We start from the raw sequence: 24,652 nt of genomic DNA on the forward strand, positions 1-24,652 counted from the left end.
ATTAAATTCCTTTTTTATAAATAAAATCAATTGTATTATTAATTACAGCAGGTATTAATCTATTTATATTCTCTGGGCCTGCATTCACAAATGGTAAGAATATATTAGTATTCGAATCTTTGAATTTTTTATCATATTCTTTTGAAATCTCATCCAGCGGATGTTTTGTCACCATTCCACGATAACAAACCTCAAAGTCAAATAATTCTACATTATAATTATCAATAATATTCATATCTTTAAGACTATTTAACCAAGACGTTTTCCAAAAATCAGAATCGATTGGGTACTCACCATCAGGGAATAAAAACTCCACTTGGATTAAGTTATTTTTTTCTGATCGCATGTACCCAGGGAACGATATACGATTGATATCATGATTAATATCACCCACTAATATTTCATGGTAAGGCTGGCTTAGGTCATCTTTCAACCTAAAACTACCTAATGCAAGTCTTTGAGGAACACCACTAGGCAATTTGATGTTTAATAACGGAGCTAACCCGAAAAACGGAGCACACCAAAAATAATGATCTGCTATCAACGACTTATCTAAAAATGAAATACTTTCGCAGTGATTTTCATTATTTAGCTTCAATTGTAAATCAGTGCACCCAAGATAAATGTCACAAAAATCTTTATTAATTGCACGGTATAATGATTCTACAAACCCATAAAATCCATTTTCCTTGGGATAAAGAACAAACTGATCTTGATTTCTCATTTTCCCATGGTATTGAGCCCATTCTTCACCACCATCAATAGATTTTTTCATCAATTTAGGAAAGAACCAAGGATAAATTAAATCAAACATTCTATTTTTATCCCTACCCTCTATACTTGCCCTTACTTCTGAAGGGTAGGATTGAAATATATTGTTTTTACAATATTCAATAAATCTAGGCCCGTAAACCGATGATAGGTTTTCTGCTGATATACTAGTGCCGATATCATCAATATCACTCAAATCAAGTAGGGATGAGAGCTCTTTTGGCCAGCTCTTAATATCACTATTATATGGAAATACATGGCTATTTAAGACAATGCCTCTGCTGAGTTTTTTTCTATGAAAATTCCCAACCACTTTTTTAAAAAGAGCAGTTGTTATATGTGATCTTGATTCATCTAATGCATGATAACCCGAATCAAAAATATCACCGAATTCATTCTTAAATGAGCTATTGCCGCCACCGATTTTATCGTTCTTATCTAACAAGCAGCACTTAATTCCAAAGCTAGATAACGTATAGGCGGCAACTAAACCAGATAGGCCAGCTCCAATAATAATTACATCATATTTTGTTGTATCCATATACACCTCATTCAAATGAATGAATTATTCAAAGTAGTCCCACTGAACAGAATCACCAAAGCTTGCTGCTTTTATCATTTTTTTTCCTAAAATATTTTCGATATACTTTGGCGCCAAACCATAGCCAGGACGAATACTTCGAATATCGGTAATAGATAATGTGTCACCAGGTTGTAGGGGGTTAACAAAATATAATGAGCGCCTGAATTTTTTATTCGATTTTTCTGCTTCTTTAGTTTCATAGCCTGCCTTACCTAATGCCAGCCACGCATTCTTTACATCTCTACATAAATTCTTCATCTCATTAGGTGTTATTGAAAAACTGCTATCTGGGCTACTACCCTCTTCAGATAGTTTGAAGTGCTTTTCGATAAAACAAGAGCCGAGTGCAACAGATGTAATCGCAGCAGTATTCCCCATAGAGTGATCAGATAAGCCCGTAATTACACCAAATTTTTCAGATAAATCAGGAATCGTTCTTAAGTTTGACTGATCAATCGGGGCAGGATATGAACTAATGCAGTGAAGCAGTATCAAGTCTTTACAACCAGCGCTTTTAGCTGCCTCAACTGCTTCTTCTATTTCTTTTAAATTGGCAATACCAGTTGAAATAATCAACGGTTTTTTAGTAGATGCCGCATATTTAATTAACGGTAAGTCTATTACCTCAAATGATGCTATTTTATATGCTGGTGCGTTTAAGTCTTCTAATAAATCAACGGCGGTATGGTCGAAGGGAGAACTAAAGCATGTGATATTTAATTTTCTAGAGAAGTCAAATAACTCTTTATGCCAACTATAAGGCGTATACGCTTGTTTATATAAATCATATAACGTGTAACCATCCCATAAACCGCCTTTGATCAAAAAATCTGGATGTTCAGATTTCAGTGTTAATGTTTCAGGGGTATAAGTTTGGAGTTTTATTGCATCAACACCTGTTGCAGATGCTTGTTCTATTATTTTTTTTGCAATATCAATACTACCGTTATGATTAGCAGAAAGCTCCGCTACTACATATGGAGGAAAATCACGGCCAATGTCTTTGCCATTAATCTTAATTGATTTCATGTCTTCACCCATTGATAGAAATTATCTAAAGTCGCCTTAAACCCTCTTTTTTTGAAAAGACACAATGATGCAGTATTACGTTTATCGACTTTCGCATCTAACTTGCCAAATAAAGAATATTCTTTTAACTTTTCAATAACTTGCGAGCCAATACCTAGCCCGTGAAATGATTTAGAGATTAATATTGAAACCTCTTCTGAATCAGACAAACGATCTAATCTTGCATAACCGCAGTATTGATATTTAAAATATACTTTCCACATACGTCTAGATTCGTTAATCAAAGAATGCATAAACCATACTACATGCTCTGATTGACTCGGTGCCTTTTCATTACGGCTATAACGTCTAGCATCAGGCTCTATTTGCCAGTTATACAGCAAATCACTATCAGATTCGGTTATATTATGCAGTTCTATTTCAGGCGCTATACCAAAAAGCATTATTACATATTCGTGATATTCCAAGACCATCCGTCACATCAAGACAATGTTTTGATTGCTTGTACCATAAGCTCATATCTCGTTGTAAAAAGTCTTTGATCGAATTTTCAAGATCGCCAATATCTCCTATTATAATCGCACCGAACTTTGATAACCTTAGTGCTAATTCAAATTGATTTTTAGCAACGATAACTCCCAAGCAAGGTAATCCCAAAAGCGTTCGTTCAAAGCTCGAACCACCAACCCCCCCTATTGCAACATCATTTTCAAGCATACGTTGAGGCATATTAATTTCATCAACATATAAACTACATTGAGCATCTTTTTCCACAATACACTTTAAATAAGGTAAATTCTTATTTGACGATGTGGTTACAATCGATATATTTACGTCATTTTTAACACTTCTTACTATTTTATATGCGTTCTCAGACAGATTCAGATTATCCGTTCCGCCAAAACTAATTAAAACATTTAGTATAGATTTTGTAGTATTCCTATTCGTTATCGACTTCAATCGATATTTTTGAAATAAGTCTTTAATGAGTGCATATTTAGATCCTAAAAAAATAATACAATCATGATTAAGCTTATCAAGATAATCAGTCTTATTTCGTAAAAATACTGAATCAATCAAATAATGACATTTATGTTTTCTGTCACATAAATCATCGATCACAACTATTTTATATGTTTCATAGAAATTTGATTCCCAGCAATAATCTAATTCATAATGATCAACAATAATATAACTAGGATCGATTTCATTTATGACTGTTAAGGTATTTTCTAATTCATTATCATTCGTTTTAATGAAAAAAACATGGTAACCACTAGATTCAATTAGATTTTTATAGGAATAGCTTGAACTACGTAAAATAAAATATATTTCATATACATGATATAACGCATCACTTAATGCAATACATCTCATTAAATGACCAACACCAAATTCAAAATCAGCATCTAATCGAATAGCTATTCTTCTTTTATTTCTATTCATATTTATATTTGACATTACCGTAATTTAAATACCGGCTGTATTTTTTCACCCTTTAATAATTGTTCAAGCGAATTTTTTTTAATAGCACTATTTATTAAAGGTAATGCATGATCATAAGCTGCTAAAACATGCTCAACATCATTATTTGTCATGGCATAACTAATATTATGAGTACCTATAGTCAAAACACCTTTTTCACATAGCTCTTGAATAATAACTGATTTAATTAGCACCTCATCTTGGTGATTGATTGACATTATCTTCCAGCTATTATGCCCAACCAATGAAAACCAGTTAATATTATGCAGCTTAACCAGATCAATAACACCATCAAATATTAATTTACCGATGTAAGAAAGATGCTCGACAACCGGGTTATGTCTATAAATATCAATCACACAGTTAGCAGCTGCAAGAGATAACGTTTCACCGCCAAATGTTCCTGAGTAAAAAATTTTATCCATATACAGCATGATCTCAGAGCGACCCACAACAGCAGAAATAGGCATCCCATTTGCCATTCCTTTACCAAAGGTTGCAAGATCAGGTGTAACACCAAATAATGCTTGCGCACCGCCATTATGAAAGCGAAAGCCTGTAATCATTTCATCAAATATCAGTATTGCTTTATTTTTTTCGCATAGAGACTTAATACCTTTTAAAAACGAAAGATCTGGAATCGAAGATGACATAGGCTCTAAAATCACAGCTGCAATATCTTCATTTTCTTCAAATAATGCGATTAATGAATCAATATCATTAAATTGAAAACAGACTGATAATTTTGATGTATCACTAGGCACTCCAAGATTTCGTGTAGTTGTACCGATATACCAGTCCTGCCAGCCATGATAACCACAAATAGCAATCTTACTTTTCCCTGTAAATGCTCTTGCCAACCGAATAGCGGCAGATGTAGCATCTGTGCCATTTTTTCCAAACCTAACCATTTCAGCACATGGAATCATATCAATTAATTTTTCAGCTACTTGCGCTTCTAGCCTGTGAGGCAATGAGAATGTAATCCCTTTTTTCAATTGCGCTTTAATCGCTTGGTCTACATCTTTATTACAATATCCAAGAGAAACACTCAGCAATCCATTAACAAGGTCAATATATTCATTATCATCTACATCCCATACATGAGCACCCTCCCCTTTTTCGATAAATAAAGGAGCGGCACCTTTAGGTAATGAATAATATGATTTACTGAAAGTTTGAGAGCCTGTTGGTATAGATTCAAGCGCTCGCCTTAAATGTTCATTGGATTCTGTGTATCTCATTTAGTAAGCCCCTGCAGTGTTTTACTGAGCCCTTCATTACGATAAAACCCTTTATTTATATTTGAAATATCTGGTTTTTCGCTTAGTAACATTCTTATTGCATGTGTTGAAAACGGCTTACCAGTATAGAGCTCATTATAAACCGTACACATAAACTCATAATCGACTAGTTCATCTACCGTCCAACGCAGATGCGATTCATCACCTAACGGATTTAAGACATTATGAAGTGTGTATAAATCTGGATTTTGATAAATTGAATATGTGACATGCTCCCTTTCATAAGATTTTAGTGGATGTGTATTAACGTCTAATAAACAATCAGATTTTATTACTTCTACATCAAGTCCATCAGGGTACGTTGGAATAATTGTATTTGAGGTATAGTCGACATTTTTTTCTAGATGTTCATTAATAATCGAATCCACTACATTCCAATCTAACAGCGGACAGTCACCTGTTATTCTGACGACATTGTCACAAGGATAAACTGCCAACGCGGCTGTAAAACGAGACAATACATCGTTTAGTTCACCTCTAAAGCAATGAATATTATTTTTTTTGCAAATTCTCTCGATTGCATCATCACTTTTATCAAGGCTTGTTAGTACTACAATAGTATTAATCGTTTTAGAACGCTTTAGTCTTTCAATTTGATGTTCCAACATGGTCTTACCCGCAAGCACTTTAAGAACTTTACCTGGTAACCGCGTCGAGCTAAATCGTGCTTGTAAAAATGCATTAATGATCATAATGCCACTTCGCTGGATTTATTATATTGATATCATTGCATGCAAATATTGAAAAATCATATTCATTATCAATATTTGATAACTTTTTTACCGTATTAATAAGACTATTGGCTTGCTCTTTATTATCCAGACCTATCACTACTTTATTTATCCAACTTTGTTTAAATACAAAAAATAAGCATAGTTCATACATCGATAAACCTTGTGATAAAGCGGCTTGATTGACTAAGTTTCGATAAGGTAGAACTGCATTAAGCGCATGTGGTGTATTGTCAGCCATCAATAATAATCCTTGCAAAAATACGCTACGAACGTGAATCTCTATATTCTGTTTTTTTACATAATCTAAAAAATATGTATTATTCGCACGCTGATCTAATATATTAAACGGTATTTGAATCATATCTAAGGTCAATTTATTAGAAATTTCAAACACCTCTAGCGGGTCATATACACTCACGCCTATTTTTATATTTGAATGTTTTATATCACTAAGATAATCAATAATTTCGGTAAAACGATCATCAAATACATCGTTGGCATTATGAATCATAAAACCGGACAGATGACGACCAAACAATATCTTACTTACTTCGATACCCTGTATAATCTCTTCTATGCTGTATTGAGACAACGGTAATAGCTTTGTAATAATTCTTGATTCTTCTTTAATAATACTCGAAACAATAGTTTCTGAATTACCATAAGAAGGCGCAGTATCTATCAAGCAAGCATTATTATTACAAAGTAATTCATGTATTGAATAGGCTTGATCTTGACTAATTTTTTTACCGTTATTAACACCATAATCTAGCCCAAATTGAGCACTGCCCAATTCTATTTTATCGATCCAATTATTAATTTTAAAATTCTGGTTTTTCACTGTACGAATCTTTAATTGATTTTCTTAAACTACATAATGAAATACGTTCATTTTTATCAACTACTACTTTATTATTATCATGATCCGTAATTGTATTTGAAATAATTTGATAAATTGGATTCCAAGTAAACATTTTCATGTAATCCATTTTATAGCTATGAATACCGTTTAGATGTGTATAATCATTTTTATAAGGCTGCTCTGAATAAAAATCTAGAATAATCAATATCCCTTTATTTGATAAAACTCTATCAATTTCACAAGCAATTTTGAATAATTCGGTTCTATCACATAAATACAAACAAAAACCCACAATAACGACTGACATACTTTGATCTAAATATGGCAAATTATCTGCTGTACCCTGTACCAGTGATAACTGGGGATGTAAATCCTCTCCATATTCGATGGCTTTTTTAGAAGGGTCTATCCCAAAACATTCAAATCCATTTTTTTTATTTAAAGCAGCCAGTCGCCAACCTTCTGAACAACCAATTTCTAAGCATTTTTTAGATTTAATATTTAAACGATCAATTTCTTTAATAATCAAATCGTTTTCGATTCTTTCATCAATATCTAAATGCGCATTGCGTTCAAACCAGCTATCGCCTTCGCCGGATATAAACGCTGATTTTTGCTTAGCGTCCTGATTCGTCATTAATTACACCAATAATTTTTCTCACATCATGCTCAGCTAAGGTAGGATAAACAGGTAAACTCAAAACATGCTGATAAAAATTATCAGCATTAGAGTAGTCGCTCATTACCTGACCAAGTTTTTTATAGTAAGGTTGACTGGGGATCGGGATATAATGAACCTGACAAAGGTAACCTGACGCCTTTAACTGCTGATATAAACCCAATTGATTACTGGATAATATTTGATACAAATGGTGGCAGCATTGACCATATTGGTTGTATTCAATAAGGCTAATATCGCTAGCGTTGATAGTTTCTGTATATTGGTTTGAAATCTGTTTTCGTCTATTAACAAATTGATCTAATCGATCGATTTGACTAATACCTAAAGCCGCGTGTAAATCACTTAAACGATAATTATATCCGAGCTCTGTTTGCTCATAATACCAAGGTAAATTATCATCTTTTTTTATAATTCCATGAGATGACAGTGCTTTAACTCTTTGTGCACTTAATTGTGTTTTACAAATGACAATACCACCTTCAGCTGTGGTAATCATTTTTACAGGATGAAAACTAAAAATAGTAAAGTCTGAATATTTCATACATCCAACTTTACTACCATTAAGATAAGTCGCTCCCAAGGCATGTGATGCATCTTCAATTATATTAAAGTTATATTGTTTAGATAATTGATAAATACTCACCATATCTATTGGATTTCCCGCCATATGAACGACAACAACCGCGCGAGGAAGAGTGCTATTTATCTTTGATGATATGAGCTTTTCTTTTAATTTCTCTAAGCAAATATTTCCGGTTTTAATATCTATATCAACAAAATCAACATTTGCATCACAGTAACGAGCACAATTGGCACTAGCAACAAATGAGATGGCGGATGTCCATACATGATCATGATGACCAATATCTAACGCCAAGCATGCTAAGTGGAGTGCTGATGTTGCACTATTAACCGCTACAGCGTAATCAGCACCGACATAATCACATATTTTATTTTCAAATATGTTAACCAGTGGTCCTTGTGTAAGATAGTCACTTTCGAGTACCTTTTTTACGCTCTCTATGTCCGAATCATCAATTGATTGACGACCATAAGCAATCATTTTTCGGCTTCCACAAGTAGTTCTTTGGTTTCATCAACCGATAAAAACCAATCATTTGTTCCTGAGTCATAAGAAAAACCCTGCTTAACGGGCTTGCCTTCTTCACCCAAATTATTCGAAAGGTAATTAATCGAACCATCATAAAAATTAATAGAAGGAGAAATAACATAGTGATCATCGAATTCAATGGTTCGATAGCTATCATCTTTTGGGCACATTTTTTCATGTAACTTTTCACCCGGGCGAATACCAATTTCATGTGTTGCCATATCCGTTGAAATCGCTTTTGCTAGGTCTAACATGGTAACGGATGGAATTTTTGGGACAAAAATTTCTCCCCCTTTCATGCGAGAGAAATTTTTTATTACAAAATCGACACCTTGCTGCAAGGTGATCCAAAAACGAGTCATTTGATAATCAGTAATGGGTAATGAATCCGCACCTTCTGATATTAGCTTTTTAAAAAAAGGGACAACCGAGCCTCTGCTGCCCACTACATTGCCATATCGTACCACTGAAAATCGTGGAACCTCACCTCCTACCATATTATTAGCAGCCACAAATAATTTATCGCTGCACAGCTTTGTAGCCCCGTATAAGTTAACAGGATTGGCTGCCTTGTCGGTCGACAGTGCTATTACTTTTTTGACATCATTATCAATAGCGGCACGAATAACATTCTCAGCACCATCAATATTAGTCTTAATACATTCTGTTGGATTATACTCAGCGGCAGGTACTTGCTTCATAGCGGCAGCATGAATGATGTAGTCAACACCTTTACACGCTTGCATTAAACGTTCTTTGTCTCGTACATCACCAATAAAATAACGCATACATTCATGATTATAAACTTGCTGCATCTCAAATTGTTTGAGTTCATCACGAGAGAATATGATTATTTTTTTTGGTTTATATCGGCCAAGTAGGGTTTCGGCATATTTTTTGCCAAAAGAGCCAGTACCGCCGGTTATCAATATGGTTTGACCATCAAACATGATGACCTCTCAAGCTGTCAATTTATGATCGTTTTTATTATCAAGCAACAACTGAACCAATTAAGGGTATTCATACCTTATAATGTATTAAATAATGATAGCCGGTTAATTTGCGTAAAACTTTGTTGAGCGGCTTCTAATAAGAAACTTTGTAAGGATAATCTACTAACGGCCTCTGCGAAGTCCACATCCTGTAAATTACTGAGTACTTCTTGGCTTACTAGGTCTACATCTTGGTGTAAATTATCGATGTTTTCGATTGTGTTTAAACGACCGCCAAGCTCACTCCTGACTTCCGACACACTGGTTTGAGCAAAATCTAAATTTTTGAGCGTGGTTTCTAATAAATTATCAAGTGCCGCACTTTGCTCTGGCGTATCACCTAATGACCTCAAACCTTCAACCAACCCGGACACGGTATCGGTTACAGCCTGTTTTTTACTACTATTTAATAAAAAACTATCACCTGGTTCTGGTTCACCGGCAATTTTAAAGTTAGCGCCATTCACTACAACTTCTGTACCTGCTACGTACCCTTGGCCAGTTAGTCCATTGATAGGGCGATTATCTGATTTAGATACAACACTGTAATTAGGCCCCGGTGGACTAATAAAGCCATCAGGGTTAAAGCGAATAATCATATCTTCAGGGTAAAATTCGTCGTAGGCGTCTTGGTCACTTACAAAGCCATTAGTAATAAACCCTGTGCCGATGTTCGACTCATTATCTCGGGTATAAAATGTATTCTCGGCACTTTTTATGTCGACAAATAATTGCTTGCCTGTGTCATTCGTTTGAACTTTTGTGCTATTGCTAATATTTAGAATTCTTTCACCATCGTCACCCTGATATATCACACCACCACCAGGGCGCTGTTCGAAGGGTAATGTCTCTCCCTTAAAACCTGAAAATATGTACGTATTACTCGCATCTTTTGTATTCATTAGATCTTGTAATGCATCTAACCTTTGCTCAATTTCGGCAGCAATATAAGTCCGATTTTCTAATGTCATTGAGCCATTACCAGCGCTAACCGTGAGCTCTCTTATTCTGGTTATATTTTCAGTCACCCCCTCCAAAATAGATTCTTCAAGGTTAATTCTATTTTTTGCTGCATCAACATTGCTTTGATATTGCTCTCTTAAACTAATATCTTGCTGTAACTGCAATATACGTGTGGAGGCAATTGGGTCATCCGCAGGAGTAAGCACGCGCCGGCCTGTTGAAATTTGTTGTTGAGTTTTCAGCGTGCCTTCTTGATTGTTTAATATTGAGCGCAAGCCCGTATTAAATTGCTGCATCGTTGAAATACGCATATTAACCTCGATTTAATCCGCTATCTGAATGTTTCATCTTAGCGCTTACCTAAAAATGCCAATGAGAGTATCAAAAATATCCCTTGCCACACTGATAACTTGTGCTGATGCGTTATAACCTAATTCAAACTGAATAAGGCGAGCAGCCTCTTCATCTAAATTAACACCACTTACCGCATTAACACTATCTTGTGTATTTTGTAACAATACCTTCGAGCTATCTGTATTTATTTGTGCACGTGCAGTAATAGATCCCACTTCTTCAACCATACGGCCATATGCTTCGCTAATGGTCATATCACCTTCAATAATTTCTTTATTTTGTATGTCACCTAAAAATGCACCATTACGATTATCGGTAACAGCGTCATCATTAAAATCAACAAAAAATTGATCTCCAGCTTTGGGTGTTCCTTCCATGGTTAAATCGTAACCTAAATACACAGGTAAGGGTTCAGGTTCAGCTTCAAATAAGTTACTGAATGGTGGCTCCGAGCTAATGGTTACACCTTCATCAAGTACAACTTTCACTTGGCCACCCATAGTCAACTTTGCACTGCCGTTGGTTGCATATGGGCTCATTTCTAACTTAGTTTGGAAATTAATATTTCCTTTCTCATCAATATCGATTTCAATATCACCGTTATAAAAGTACTGCGTTCTGGTGATTTCTTTTTCGATTCCCGCTAATAAATCTGCAGGTGTTGCATATGCTTCCGTTAATTCAATTTCAAATTTACCTTGGCCTGGAACATCAAATTCATACGTGAACGGGCCTCCCTCACTAAAATCATACCCATCAAATTTTGAAAGAGGTTGAGACAATGCGTTTCCTGTTGATTTAAGGTAGGTATCCACACCACTAGATACCGTCATGTAGTCCTCATGATCACCTTGCATTTCAAGTGAAAGGTCTTCACCGTTTAATGCTGTAATCGTAACGACGGCACCATCACTTTTTGCCGTTATTCCCATACCTTGAAAATTGAAATTTGCATTAATGCGATCAGCAATAAAGTTTGCATTTACTGGGTCCGGTACGACCTGAGGATAATCAGTATCATATTTAACTTGATTTTCAGACAGTGTATCGGTTAATTCAACACCATTTAAAAATAAGTGCGCATCTAAAAAATCATTCGGATCACTTTTAAAGTCAGATAATTCTAACGTAGTCACCGCTGTTGCTTTAATTCCATTTTGCTCACTTAATATTCTGGCTGTTTCTTTTGCCGAACTTTGTGCGGGAATGGTTAATATACCACGGCTTGTTGTCCCGCCAGTAATTGGATCAGGGTCACTGATATTCAACCGTGCAGGAAAAAAACCGTTACCTGGTGTTTTTATAGGATCTAAATTCGACTGATAGAACTGACTGGGCGGCAAGTATCCACCTAAACTCGAAATAGACGTTTTATTTTCGTCTTTTGGTAATAAATTATTTACCACACCCGGCACATAAGTTTGATTTCTAATGGGTGGAAACAACGGTACTGGATTTGCAGGGTCAGAATTATTTAATACATCATAAGTGGTATCGCTAGTAAACCGAATAATAAGAGGTGGTGTCAACTGCCCGGGCACAGAAAAACTTTCTGTATTTGTATCGTACACAACACCCGAGCTAATAACCGCTTCACCGATATTACCCACGTCATAATCTGTCATCACAGCCGTGGCAATAGCAATTTCTTGTGGCAATTCAATATCTAATTCAATGTCGTTTGCGCCAGTTCTGGTCGGTAATAAATAAAATTGATCACCTTCTTTAAAAGAGCCTGATTCAAATGTTAAATCAAACCCTTCGATATTAAAGCTTTCAGGGAATTCAGTGCTTAAAGCGTTGGATAATAATATTTCACCATCACTCATACGTGTTACTTTAAAGGTATAATCATTAGGCCCTATAAATTCGACTTTATATTCACTATCAGTCAATTTATTTGGATCCGTAATATATACCCCTACTTTACGATCATCTGGCTGTTCATTATTAGCATTACCCACTACTCGACTCTGAGCAATAACCGGATCATTAATGTCATCAAAAAATAACCCCCCGGCTTGACCGTTAATATCAATACCAAGACCGTGTTGTTCATTAATATTATATTGAAGAGCAATAGCTACACGGCCTAAACGATTCGTAACTGGGTCTAATACGCTGCTTCTAAATTCTAAAATCCCACCAATTGCACCACCCTGAATTTCACGAGTGATATCCTGAACGACACCACCGCGTTCAAATACAATGGCATCTCGTGTGGGGTCATCAGCACCTGTTTGTGTTGATAGCGTATTAAAATCTTTTCCTAGCACTAACGGTTGCCCATTACCAATAAATACATTTAATGAATTATTATCTTGGCTAACTACCGTCACACTGACTAATTCTGATAACTCTTTTATTGCTAAATCACGTTTATCCAATAGATCATTTGGATAATTACCATTCGCACTGGCCGTTGCAAATTGTATCTGTATATTCAACTCAGCGATTGACTCTCCCAATGTTGTAATTTGTGTTGCTATCGCACCTAACTGACCATTTAATATTTCATTAGTATCATTTAAGCGATCATTAATAGAATGAAACCGATCAACTAGTCCCTGTGATTCACTAATAAGTACTTGGCGTGCAGGTAACGAGCTTGGATCATCTATGACAGCTTGGAATGCACCAAACATATTTTCAATACCCGGCTGTACGCCGGTGCCAGGGTCAGCTAATAAACTGTCTATTTGTGAAGCATTCGTCGAGAGTGTTTCAAAGAAATTAAATGTTGATGTATCTTTTTGTAATTGACCCACTAAAAACTCATCAAAAATTCGACGAACATCTTGTACCATAGCACCGCTACCAACCCACACTCCGCCCTGAAACTGTGGGTTGCTATTCGTAATGGTCGCGTCTTGACGGCTATAGCCTTCGGTATCCACATTAGCAATATTGTGACCTGTTACGGTCAATGCAGTTTGATGCACCCGCAGCCCAGAAATACCAATATTGAGTAAATTTGACATGGCTAACCTCGACCGGCTTGGTCAATGGCTTGTGAGAGCATTTCACCACTGGCAATACGTTGGATTTTTTTCGCATAATGTGGGTCTGTTGCGTAACCTCCTTCTTGCAAACCTTCACTGTAGCCTTTAATGCTTTTTCCGTTTTCAATAGCGTCTTGATAACGTTCACTGCTTTTTACAAATTGAGCATAATCTTTCAAGCTGTGTTCATAAGAATCATAAACTCGAAACGGCGCTATTTCTTTTTTGGCAATGCCTTCACGATATTCAAGGGTTGATACTTTTGCTACATTACCATCCCAACGTTGGTCCGCTTTAATCCCAAACAAGTTGTGGCTATTCTTACCGTCATTTTGATGAATAATATGTTTTCCCCAACCTGTTTCTAGCGCCGCTTGTGCCACAATGGCTTTAGGGTCGACTCCCATTACCTCACCCACTTTTTGTGCAACAGGCCATAATATATCCACAAATTCTTGTGGTGTTTCAAAAGCAGATTGTTTAGTAATGGGGCCTAACTGAACAGGGTTCGTTTTATTTTCTGGGGTTTTTATTGCCTCACTTGATTGTGTGGAAGGCACCGGTACTGGTAACACATGGTTAAGTGGTGAGACTTTATGAGCAGCATCGTCCAGTGATTGCACATTGGATGTGGCATCCGTCATTGGATAGGATTTTTGTGTTTGTTGAAACTGAGGAAGATCCATATTCGGTTTTAATGTTGAGAATACGTTAGGCCCAGAAAACTGACGAATAGGTTCTTCGCGCGTCAGTTCTTCTCCGTTATTTTCTTGCACATTAAATTGGTCTTTTAATTGATTATATATACTATCGGCTAACCCAATGCCTTCACCTTGGCTCATAGAAAGTGCCAATTGATCATCAAACATTTGACGATAGAATTTAGACTCGTTGCTATTAAGCGGGTTATCTTCTTCAAATGTGGCATTCGCATCACGCATGCTTTTTAGCATCATGCCAATAAACATAGATTCAAACTGATGAGCCACTTGTTTTAATGCCTCAGCTTCTTTTTCTTCGCCCATGTTGGTAATGGCGTTTAAAGACGCAAGGTCATTATAATTGTAGGTATTGCTGATATTATTCATAGCAACGTCTTCTGTCTATTTAACCTATTCAAAGCAAGGCTTAGGCCAAAACTATAAGATGTTGTTTTAGTTGAGAAAATTTCTGAATAGAAGCGTAAAAAGCGGCAACGTTTACCGTAAGCGGCAAACTATTTTTGCTGGGCAATGTCTGAATATAAGCGAATGCGTTTGCCTGTATTTTTATACTTAATGATTTTTTCGCTTTTTTCGTGTTTATTTTCTTGCATGGTTTCAAGCATATTCTGACTTTTAACTTGAATGTCTTTTAACAATATTAAATCGTCTTGATTAATATCTGCTAGGAAGTGTTCGAATAAAAATTCAAGCGCTTGTTGGCGCATTTTTAATTTATGCTCAAGCGTGGCCAGACTGTGGGCTTGTGCGAGTTTCTGAATATCCCCTTCAAGCGCCAGTACATGATCTAACGCTTGCTGCTTATTACTAGGCACGTCCATGGGTTACCCTTATTGATTAAATGATACGGGCTAAATCACAATTAATTCGGCATTAAGTGCACCAGCCTGTTTAAGCGCTTCTAAAATAGCCATTAAATCCCCCGGCGCAGCGCCTACTTCATTTACCGCTTTTACAATTTCATCAAGCGATACACCCGGTGCAAATACAAACATGGGGTTTCCTTCTTGGTCTGCATTAATTTCTGTTTGTGGTGCAACCACTGTTTCACCATTGGCGAGAGCACCCGGTTGATTCACTTCAATATTCTCTTTTACTGTCACGGTTAAACTGCCATGCGTGACCGCCACTGGTGAAATGCGTACATGCTTGCCAATCACAATGGTGCCTGTACGGCTATTGATAATAATTTTTGCCGTAGCTTCCCCTGGTGTCACATCTAGATTTTCAATCATTGATAAAAAAGACACACGCTGACTAGGGTCACGAGGCGCACTAACACGCACTGATGTGGCATCGACCGCGTAGGCCGTTTCGGGTCCTAATAAATCATTGATTCGATCTGACAAGCGTTTAGAGGTGGTAAAATCAGGTCTATTTAAATTAAGTACTAGGCTGTCACCGTGGGAAAAACCATTGGCCACAGCACGTTCAACTGTTGCTCCGTTAGGAATACGCCCAACACTGGGCACATTAACGGTAATGCTTGAACCATCCGCACCATCGACACCAAACCCCCCCACAACTAAGTTACCTTGTGCCACCGCATAAATTTGACCGTCAGCACCCCGTAAAGGCGCAAACAAGAGTGTGCCGCCACGTAAACTCTTTGAGTTACCAATACTTGATACCGTCACATCAATACTTTGCCCAGGTTTTGCAAAAGGAGGTAAGCTGGCTGTTAATGAAACCGCAGCTATATTTTTAAGCTTTGGGTCTGTGCCTGCAGGAATTGAGATACCAAATTCATTCATCATATTAATGAAGGTTTGGTTTGTGAACGGGGCTTTATCACCTGTGCCATCTAAGCCTACGACCAAGCCATAGCCAATCATCTGATTAGAGCGAACCCCTTCAACAGAGGTCAGATCCTTGATTCGCTGGGCGTGAGCAGGCATAGCTAATAGCCATACCAATAAAACGTTTATGACGCTCAATATACCAACTTTCATAACAACCTCATTTAATGAATGCGCCATCGTATCGACACACTCAAATATACCTGCAATTAACTCGCCCCATTAGACGCAAGTGTTCTCAAAAATGATCCAACTATAGCGGCCACCACGGACTCGAGAAAAATCGAGACAACCACCCTTGTTTACTGGCATTGGCCACCGCACCTGTACCGCCATAACTAATGCGAGCATCTGCCAACTTATTCGACATCACCGTGTTATCTGGGCCGATGTCTTGTGGGCGAACCAAACCACGCACGCGAATGAATTCATCCCCTTCGTTTAAACTCAGCCATTTTTCACCACGAACTTCTAATACCCCATTCGGTAAAATATCACTAATAGTCACTGTTATTTGCCCTCGTAAACTATTGCTTTGGTCTGCATCACCCGAGCCAGTAAATGATCGTTCAGAGGTTGCCGTTGCCGACAATATGGATGGTGTACGATTAAAAATAGCCACATCACCTAAGCCAAGCTCGCTGTCTTTTTGTAATGTTGAACTATTCGATTTTGATGCTTGTGTTTGTTCTTGCAGCATCACGGTAATCACATCACCAATACGTTTTGCACGCTGATCACTGTACAGCGACAAGGAGTAATTAGGCTGATACAAGGACCCACCCGTTGATGGTGGCGGCGTCAATGATTGCGCAGGCACTGGCGCAAATCTTGGGTCGTCAGGTTTTTCATCGACGGGTAATACGGTGCTGCATCCTGTTAGCACCATGGTAATCAAACTGATTTTTACATGTTTCATGGTGTACCTCTTTTGTTTATGTATTGTCGAGCTGTGCCCAACCTACTTGTAGAGATTGAATCAAACGTGTCTCACAAACCAAGTGAGTAGCCTGAATGTACGAGTAACGAATTTTAAGTTCGGGCTAAAACTCAACTCAGTTTTGTTCATTAAATTACGTATTCTGAGCAAGGTATTGCAGCATTTGATCGGCACTGCTCACCACTTTTGAGTTCATTTCATAAGCACGCTGCACGGTGATCATTTGCACCAATTCTTCCACTACTTTCACATTGGAATTTTCTAAAAAACCTTGTTCAATAGAACCAAATCCTTCTTCACTGGCCACGCCTACTTGGGGTGCGCCACTGGATGCGGTTTCTAAAAACAAATTACCTCCCATGGCTTGCAAACCTGTCGGGTTGATAAAATCCACCACATCAATTTGACCAATTTCTTGGGGCGTCGTATCGCCAAATTGGGTCACACTAACAATACCGTCTCGGCTAATGGTTAACGTATTGGTTTGATCAGGGATGGTGATATTCGGCTCTAGTAAATACCCTACCGCATTGACGATCTGCCCTTCTGCATCCATGTGGAATGTACCATCACGGGTATACCCAATGGTGCCGTCTGGCATGGCTATTTGAAAAAAGCCTCGTCCATTTATTGCTAAATCTAATGGCTGCGAGGTTTCTTGTAAGCTGCCAGTGGTGTGAATTTTTTGCGTACCCGCTACTTTGACACCCGTACCCAACTGTAAACCAGAAGGTAGACGTGAATCTTGGCTCGACAATGCGCCTGGTTGGCGTTGTATTTGATAAATTAAATCTTCAAAAACAGCTCTGTCTTTTTTAAAGCCTGTGGTTGATACGTTAGCAAGGTTATTTGAGATGGTGGTCAAATTATAATCTTGCGCGTTTAACCCTGTTTTACTGACCCATAATGCCGAGTGCATAATGCTCTCCTTGGTGCTTATCAACAGCACCTTCTTTAAAATTATTTTTACTCATTTAATCAAGTGATAATTCTTAGCACTAAATTAAATAGTCATTATTGAATTTCCATAATTTGTTGAGTTACTTGTGCATTTTCATCTGCCGTTTTCATCATTTTTACTTGTAATTCATACTGGCGATGTAATGACATAATTTGTGTTAACGATTGAACCGCGTTTACGTTACTGTGCTCTAAGTGCCCAGATTCAACGCGTACATTGGCATCAAGTGGCTGCACGGCTCCGGGGGCTTGTCCACGCATGCGAAATAAACCATCTTCACCTTTTTCCATTTCAGATTGGTCGGGCAGCACTAATTTCAATCGTTCAACATCCGCAATAACCGAAGGTTCATCACCTAAAGCTTGAACAGAGATCGTACCGTCTGATGCAATTTCTAATTTTTCATAAGGCGGAATCACAAGAGGCCCTGCGTTACCAATTAATTGCAAACCTTCACCGTTTATTAATCGGCCAAATTGATCAACGCGTAAATCACCGCGGCGGGTGTACGCTTCTTCTCCGTTTGCATCTTGCACCGCGATCCAACCTTGGTTATCAATGGCAATATCAAGGTCACGGCCTGTGTGTATGAGTGTGCCTGGGTTAAAATCACTGGCTGGTCGTTCTTCCATGGCATACGCACGGGATGGATAGTAGTCACCAAATACCGGCATGGATCGAGCGTGTTCAAAATCTCGACGAAAACCCGTGGTGCTAACATTCGCTAGATTATTGGCTTCAGCTGTTTGCCCAAGCGTGTTTTGTTTGGCACCGGACATGGCGATATATAACGCGCGATCCATACATCCTCCTAATTCATGGCGCTTGGCTTTTTATGGTTTTAAAAAGCGGCAAACGGTTTTTCTAATTAGAGAATTGCAAAGGCGGTGCCAAGTTCGGTTTAGACGTTAGACGTTAGACGTTAGATGGTAGATGGTAGATGGTAGATGGTAGATGGTAGATGGTAGATGGTAGATGGTAGATGGTAGATGGTAGATGGTAGATGGTAGATGGTAGATGGTAGATGGTAGATGGTAGATGGTAGATGGTAGATGGTAGATGGTATTCATTTCTTTTTAGAAAAACATTATATAGTTAGGCACGTAGTGACTCACTAAAAGGAGGCTGTAGATAAATCTGTGTAACTGCTTATCATCAAAGCCAGAAATGGCTAAGGATAGGCAGCAATGAACAAAGAAGCACTAGAAGCCTTTGCCCGCGAAGCGGCAAAGGGTATTAAAACAGAACAAGACCTTAATGAATTTCGTCAGATGCTCACTAAAGTGACAGTTGAGCGGGCTTTAAATACTGAGCTTGATGAGCACCTTGGTTATGAACGGAATGAAGAATCCTCTAACTCCAATAGCCGCAATGGCACCACCAGTAAAACTTTACGCACCGAAGATGGCCAGTTTCAACTAGATACCCCTAGGGATCGCGAAGGCTCTTTTAATCCTAAATTAGTAAAGAAAAATCAGACTCGGTTTACCTCGATGGACGATAAAATTTTATTTTTATACGCCCAAGGCATGACCACACGAGAAATCGTTAAAACGTTTAAAGAACTGTATAACGCAGATGCCTCTCCAAGCCTAATTTCAAAAGTCACTGATGCGGTCATTGAAGAAGTGATTGAATGGCAATCTCGTGAATTAGATGCGGTGTATCCCATTGTTTATCTTGATTGCATCGTGCTTAAAATTCGTCAGGACAAACAGGTGATCAATAAATCAGTTTACCTTGCCTTAGGCGTCAACATGGAAGGCCACAAGGAGTTATTGGGCATGTGGCTATCTGAAAACGAAGGGGCTAAGTTCTGGCTAAATGTTCTGACTGAGCTGCAGAATCGTGGTGTGAAAGACATTCTCATTGCTTGCGTGGATGGCCTGAAGGGCTTTCCAGATGCTATCAATGCCGTCTATCCAGAAACGCAAATTCAGCTGTGCATCGTGCACATGGTGCGTAACTCAGTGAAGTACGTTCCTTGGAAAGATTACAAAGCCGTCACCGCTGATTTAAAGAAAATTTACCAGGCCGCGACTGAGGAAAGTGCCTTGCAATCACTGTCTGATTTTAGTGAGAAGTGGGATGGTCAATATCCACAAATCAGCCGATCTTGGCGTAATCACTGGGAGAATTTAAATACGCTTTTTAACTATCCTGCTGATATCAGAAAAGCCATTTACACAACCAATGCCATTGAATCTCTGAACAGCGTTATTCGAAAAGCGACGAAAAAACGAAAAGTATTTCCAACAGAAGAGTCGGCTAAAAAAGTGGTTTACCTTGCGGTACGACAAGCTTCGGAAAAGTGGACTATGCCCATAAGAAACTGGAAAACGGCCTTGAACCGATTTATGATCATGTTCGAAGACCGTTTGAAAGATTACATTTAAAACTGGCGGTTACACAGAATGGCTTACATCCTCACTAAAAGCGGCAAGGTGCATCCTTGCTTGCCGACTTTAGTTGTCAGTATTTGGAATTTTAAGGCATTACTTTCAAACTCAGCATACCTAACATATATGTTATTTAAAAAGCGTCACCAATACTTTAGCTCCGTCTAACATCTCCCATCCAACATCTAACGCTCCACATCACTAAAGCTGAATAATGGTCTGCGTGACGGTATCCGAGGTTTCAATGGTTTTTGCACTGGCTTGGAAATTCCGCTGTGCAATGATTAAACCCACCAGCTCTTCAGATAAATCCACATTACTGTCTTCAAGTGCGGACGATCGTAGATTACCAAATGTACCCGTTCGTGGTGAACCAACAGTAGGCCCACCTGATTCAAACGATTCACCCCACGCTGTATCACCTAGCGGTATTAACCCTTCTGGATTTTTAAAGCTGGCTAATGCTACCTGCCCAAGTACTTGTGCTTGGCCGTTGGTGAACCTAGCAAAGATAAAACCATCGGCATCAATTTCTAAGCCCGTTAACCGACCCGTTGTGTATCCGTTCTGGCTCACCTCTGCCACACTAAACGGACTCCCAAACTGAGTAGAGCCATCTAAAGATATTTGAAAATTTGAATTGGTGGCAGGATTGGTTAAGGGCAGCCCCCCTTCTAATACATTAAGCGATTTTAACGCACCAGTTGGTGATGATTTTGAATTTAATGGGTCCCAGTTTGTGACAAACAAATCACCGGTTGCTGATTCATCTAATGTGCCATCTGGGTTAAAGAATAATTCGTTACGCAAACGAGTAGGCTCTAAATTTTCAGGAAACGGCAGTGTTGCATCCGGATCGCCTACGTCTTGACCATCTATTTGTATATACATAGCCCATAGATTTTCTTCGTTCGGGCGCGTTGGATCAACCGGTTCCTTCACAAAAAATTGAGTCATAATGTGATTATTACCCAAGCTGTCGTAAATCGTGGTGCTGGTTGCATGGTTATAGGTATTTTGATCATCAGGGTCAAAACTATTTAGTACATAATCTTCAAATTCATCTGGTGTTAACGCACCAAACACACCGGATATAGCTGGCACAGGTGCTGATAATAAATAGCCTTCGTTTAAGATAAAGTCAATTTTACCCCCTACTACTGCAGCCACATCGGCTGTAGCGGTGCCGCCTAGAACAACGGGACCTGCATTAGTGGACCCTCTCACCACTAAACTGTCTGTCACAGTTGGGCTACTAATTTCAACCTTAATATCACGACCAATGCTGTTGTTAATCACCAAGTCGCCATTATCGGCAACCTCGGCTTTAAAGCCTGGCAAGGTGGTGGTTTGCAGTAAGTTAATTTCTTCAGCAATTTCTTCTAAACTGGTGGCGGTCAGCTCTTGCCCGTTTAAAATTAACTTCATGTTATTGCCGGGATTATTATAACCACTTAACGGCAACGTCATTGTGCTGGATGCGGATGCGGTAACACCTGCTTGGCGATTAAATATGGCGGCAATAGCGTTTGCTTCTGCATTTGCTTCGGTTTTAATCACGACCTCGTTACCATCTGGGTCAGTCAGAGTTACACTTTGTGCTGGGTACTCGTTATTTACCCCCTCAATACCCAACGTAAGTAAGCTGTTGTCATCCTCATTAATTTGTAACAAGCCGTACATCTGCGCGGCGGAGATATCGTCACCGGATGCAATGATCTCACTAATACTAATGATGGATGCCTCACCGTCTTCGGTTGCCACAAATTGTAATTTGTACTCTGGCGGCACCACTTTTGGCTCAATTTCCAATGCCTCTGCACGTACACCAATGTACGCGTCAGCATCAAGTGAGCTAATTTGACGATTAATTGAGGCCGCAAGTTGCTGCACAGAGCGGAACTCTTCATCAAGCGTAATAGTGGTGGTACCTGAACGTCCTTCTGTATCAGGGGCTGGTACCGTTAAATTAATACGGAAACTATTGCTGCGATCAATTGTATCTGTACCGGCCGCAACAAACATATCAGCAGGAATGTTAAAGCCTAACGCATCAATCGATGCTTGTGCGTTAGCCGCACCGAAAGCACCGGTTAGGTTATTACTGGGCGTGATGGCAATACCATAGCCTGAACCAACATCGGTATTTGTAAATACCAGTTGACCGCCCACTGACGATACGCTTACTCGCCCTTGCAAGCCATTTGCCCCCGTCCAGTCATCAATACGATCTTGGATTTCTGCTGCTAAATCATCCAGTGATGCATAAGTATTCGGTGTAATAATGATGTCATAGGCATTCGAGCCATCAGCAGCCGTTGGCCCTGTGACTTGTAAGCGAAATTCATTATTAGCCAGTACGTCAGGTGCGCCGGTGTTTGATCGCCCAACCCCTGGTGCAAAACCAATGGTTGATAAATCGTAAGTGTTATTGGTAACAGGCACGAGCGTTACCGTTGCGCCATTACCTTGGCCCGCAGCTGTGGTTAACGTTAACGGTATTGCGCCAGAAACAGTAAATTCAGGCCCAACCTGTGCGTTAATAACCTGTCGTACTTCATCAATGGTCACCGCATTAATGTTACCCACTGGCAGTGCTAAGAAAGAAGCATTATTCAGTGTAATTGTCGTTGGGGTTGTCGTCCCATTTGAATCGGTCACCTCAACATCGAATACAATTGACTCAGCAGCGCCAAAATCACCAACAATTGAGGCACCCGGTGTTACGGTGGAGGTGAGTAAACCTGGGCCACCCAATATAGTACTGGTCATCGCCAAAGGCGGTGTAGCGACTGTTCGAGTGGTGGTTGATGTACCTGGAATACTTCTTAAATCCGCAACAATTGGGTTTGACCCCACAAATAAATTACTGCCTGCAATTCCGGCACTGTAGTTCACACCTGCCGCCAGCGGGCTACCCATAAGTGCATCCCAATCTGCACTACTGCCCGTCACAGCAAACCCGGTACCTATGGTTGAGTCATAACCAGAGCGCTGAATGACAACCGGCAGTGGACCAACAAGCGGATTAGGGGCAGGGTCAGGTGACGTCGTCACTTCAAACTCATTCGGACCAAACGCCGCATCTAATTGGCTTTGAATATCGGCAACTAAATTATTTATAAACACACTTTGTGAGGTACTCGGTGCAACTGCGCCCACTGCCGGAGCCGTCCCACCAATGGTAATGGTTTGTGCGCCGGTACCGTCTTGCGGGTCAATGGTCAGTGTGGCTACTTCTGCAACTGTTGGGTAACCCGTTGTATTAAAGAAAGCAGCCGTATTTGCTACCAAGTCAGCATCCACTGCCCCATCAAAGGTAAACGCTGATGGCGTGCCTGCTGTAGTTGGTTGTGCCAGTGTGGCATGAACAGAGGCTGTGTTGTCAGCAATACCTGAATCTGGTGTGGCAATGGCCAAACCTGTGGACTCCATGCGCGAGCCTAACTCTTGCAATACTAATTCTGATGCATCTAAGTTTAGAATAGCGGAAACACGGGAAGTTAATGCAGGCGGTTGATTACCAATACGAATTTGAATATCACCCAGTACGCCATTTACCACCCCATCACCATTGGCTTCATAGCCTTGTAAGCGAGCACTGTTATTTGCCACCACAAAGCCGTCTTTATCTAAACCAAAAATACCGGCACGAGTATAAGACTCCGTACCATTATCACTCAATATGAAAAAGCCCGTGCCATCAATCGCCATATCTAACGCGTTTTCGGTACCACTGATATTGCCTTGACTGAATTCTTGGCGAACATTATCAACCAGTACCCCACTGCCCACAGGTTTTGTGCCTGTGCCTAAAATACTCGTGGTGTATACATCCGCAAATTCTGCCCGCGACTCTTTAAAGCCCACCGTACTCGCGTTTGCTACGTTATTACCGGTGACCTCTAAATCAATAGAGGCTGCTCTAATACCACTTAAGCCGATGTTAAATGCCATGA

The 24,652-nt window shown here is 39.2% G+C and carries 20 protein-coding genes; 1 reads left to right on the forward strand and 19 read right to left on the reverse strand.

Annotation, left to right across the window (positions count from 1 at the left end):
• Position 1 precedes the first annotated feature (1 nt).
• From ACU6U9_RS21965 to ACU6U9_RS22050, 18 genes are all read right to left on the reverse strand, one after another.
• A complete protein-coding gene (locus ACU6U9_RS21965) occupies positions 2-1,312 on the reverse strand; it encodes an FAD-dependent oxidoreductase (RefSeq protein ID WP_446737087.1) in 1,311 nt (436 codons plus the stop codon).
• A 24-nt stretch (positions 1,313-1,336) separates the two neighbouring features.
• Positions 1,337-2,383 (reverse strand): pseudaminic acid synthase, encoded by a 1,047-nt coding sequence (gene pseI, locus ACU6U9_RS21970; RefSeq protein ID WP_446737088.1) that lies wholly within the window; start codon positions 2,381-2,383, stop codon positions 1,337-1,339.
• Positions 2,380-2,850, reverse strand: coding sequence for a GNAT family N-acetyltransferase (locus ACU6U9_RS21975; protein WP_446737089.1), 471 nt, complete (start codon positions 2,848-2,850; stop codon positions 2,380-2,382). The genes pseI and ACU6U9_RS21975 overlap by 4 nt, the downstream gene beginning before the upstream one ends.
• Positions 2,804-3,829, reverse strand: a complete 1,026-nt coding sequence (gene pseG, locus ACU6U9_RS21980) for a UDP-2,4-diacetamido-2,4,6-trideoxy-beta-L-altropyranose hydrolase (RefSeq protein WP_446737090.1) — start codon at positions 3,827-3,829, stop codon at positions 2,804-2,806. The genes ACU6U9_RS21975 and pseG overlap by 47 nt, the downstream gene beginning before the upstream one ends.
• A gap of 14 nt (positions 3,830-3,843) precedes the next feature.
• Positions 3,844-5,112 (reverse strand): aminotransferase class III-fold pyridoxal phosphate-dependent enzyme, encoded by a 1,269-nt coding sequence (locus ACU6U9_RS21985; RefSeq protein WP_446737091.1) that lies wholly within the window; start codon positions 5,110-5,112, stop codon positions 3,844-3,846.
• Positions 5,109-5,864: a cytidylyltransferase domain-containing protein gene (locus ACU6U9_RS21990; protein ID WP_446737092.1), complete on the reverse strand. Its 756-nt coding sequence runs from the start codon at positions 5,862-5,864 to the stop codon at positions 5,109-5,111. Before ACU6U9_RS21990 ends, ACU6U9_RS21985 begins: the two co-directional genes overlap by 4 nt.
• Positions 5,854-6,747 (reverse strand): aldo/keto reductase, encoded by an 894-nt coding sequence (locus ACU6U9_RS21995; protein WP_446737093.1) that lies wholly within the window; start codon positions 6,745-6,747, stop codon positions 5,854-5,856. Before ACU6U9_RS21995 ends, ACU6U9_RS21990 begins: the two co-directional genes overlap by 11 nt.
• Complete coding sequence (locus tag ACU6U9_RS22000; protein WP_446737094.1) at positions 6,728-7,405, reverse strand: class I SAM-dependent methyltransferase; 678 nt, start codon at positions 7,403-7,405, stop codon at positions 6,728-6,730. Before ACU6U9_RS22000 ends, ACU6U9_RS21995 begins: the two co-directional genes overlap by 20 nt.
• Positions 7,386-8,513, reverse strand: a complete 1,128-nt coding sequence (gene pseC, locus ACU6U9_RS22005; RefSeq protein WP_446737095.1) for a UDP-4-amino-4,6-dideoxy-N-acetyl-beta-L-altrosamine transaminase — start codon at positions 8,511-8,513, stop codon at positions 7,386-7,388. The genes ACU6U9_RS22000 and pseC overlap by 20 nt, the downstream gene beginning before the upstream one ends.
• Entirely contained in the window at positions 8,510-9,511 is a 1,002-nt protein-coding gene (gene pseB / locus ACU6U9_RS22010; RefSeq protein WP_446737096.1) for a UDP-N-acetylglucosamine 4,6-dehydratase (inverting), read from the reverse strand. The genes pseC and pseB overlap by 4 nt, the downstream gene beginning before the upstream one ends.
• A 77-nt stretch (positions 9,512-9,588) precedes the next feature.
• Positions 9,589-10,827 (reverse strand): flagellar hook-associated protein FlgL, encoded by a 1,239-nt coding sequence (gene flgL / locus ACU6U9_RS22015; protein WP_446737097.1) that lies wholly within the window; start codon positions 10,825-10,827, stop codon positions 9,589-9,591.
• Between the two features lie 45 nt (positions 10,828-10,872).
• Complete coding sequence (gene flgK, locus ACU6U9_RS22020) at positions 10,873-13,851, reverse strand: flagellar hook-associated protein FlgK (RefSeq protein WP_446737098.1); 2,979 nt, start codon at positions 13,849-13,851, stop codon at positions 10,873-10,875.
• 2 nt (positions 13,852-13,853) lie between these two features.
• Complete coding sequence (gene flgJ / locus ACU6U9_RS22025) at positions 13,854-14,960, reverse strand: flagellar assembly peptidoglycan hydrolase FlgJ (protein WP_446737099.1); 1,107 nt, start codon at positions 14,958-14,960, stop codon at positions 13,854-13,856.
• A 128-nt stretch (positions 14,961-15,088) separates the two neighbouring features.
• On the reverse strand, positions 15,089-15,415 hold the full coding sequence (locus ACU6U9_RS22030) for a hypothetical protein (RefSeq protein WP_446737100.1): 327 nt from the start codon (positions 15,413-15,415) through the stop codon (positions 15,089-15,091).
• A 30-nt stretch (positions 15,416-15,445) separates the two neighbouring features.
• A complete protein-coding gene (locus tag ACU6U9_RS22035; RefSeq protein ID WP_446737101.1) occupies positions 15,446-16,546 on the reverse strand; it encodes a flagellar basal body P-ring protein FlgI in 1,101 nt (366 codons plus the stop codon).
• Between the two features lie 100 nt (positions 16,547-16,646).
• Positions 16,647-17,312, reverse strand: coding sequence for a flagellar basal body L-ring protein FlgH (gene flgH, locus ACU6U9_RS22040; RefSeq protein WP_446737102.1), 666 nt, complete (start codon positions 17,310-17,312; stop codon positions 16,647-16,649).
• Between the two features lie 154 nt (positions 17,313-17,466).
• Positions 17,467-18,252: a flagellar basal-body rod protein FlgG gene (flgG, locus tag ACU6U9_RS22045; protein WP_446737103.1), complete on the reverse strand. Its 786-nt coding sequence runs from the start codon at positions 18,250-18,252 to the stop codon at positions 17,467-17,469.
• A 95-nt stretch (positions 18,253-18,347) separates the two neighbouring features.
• Positions 18,348-19,097 (reverse strand): flagellar basal body rod protein FlgF, encoded by a 750-nt coding sequence (locus tag ACU6U9_RS22050; RefSeq protein ID WP_446737104.1) that lies wholly within the window; start codon positions 19,095-19,097, stop codon positions 18,348-18,350.
• Between the two features lie 384 nt (positions 19,098-19,481).
• On the opposite strand from ACU6U9_RS22050, the gene ACU6U9_RS22055 reads away from it, so the two are divergent.
• Positions 19,482-20,690 carry an IS256 family transposase gene (locus tag ACU6U9_RS22055; RefSeq protein WP_446733082.1) on the forward strand — a complete coding sequence of 403 codons (1,209 nt, stop codon included), beginning with the start codon at positions 19,482-19,484 and terminating at the stop codon, positions 20,688-20,690.
• A 204-nt stretch (positions 20,691-20,894) separates the two neighbouring features.
• Here the strand turns inward: ACU6U9_RS22055 and ACU6U9_RS22060 are convergent, their stop codons facing one another.
• Positions 20,895-24,650 (reverse strand): flagellar hook-basal body complex protein, encoded by a 3,756-nt coding sequence (locus tag ACU6U9_RS22060; RefSeq protein WP_446737105.1) that lies wholly within the window; start codon positions 24,648-24,650, stop codon positions 20,895-20,897.
• Positions 24,651-24,652: the final 2 nt, after the last annotated feature.

The sequence above is a fragment of the Pseudomonas sp. HK3 genome (assembly GCF_052920985.1).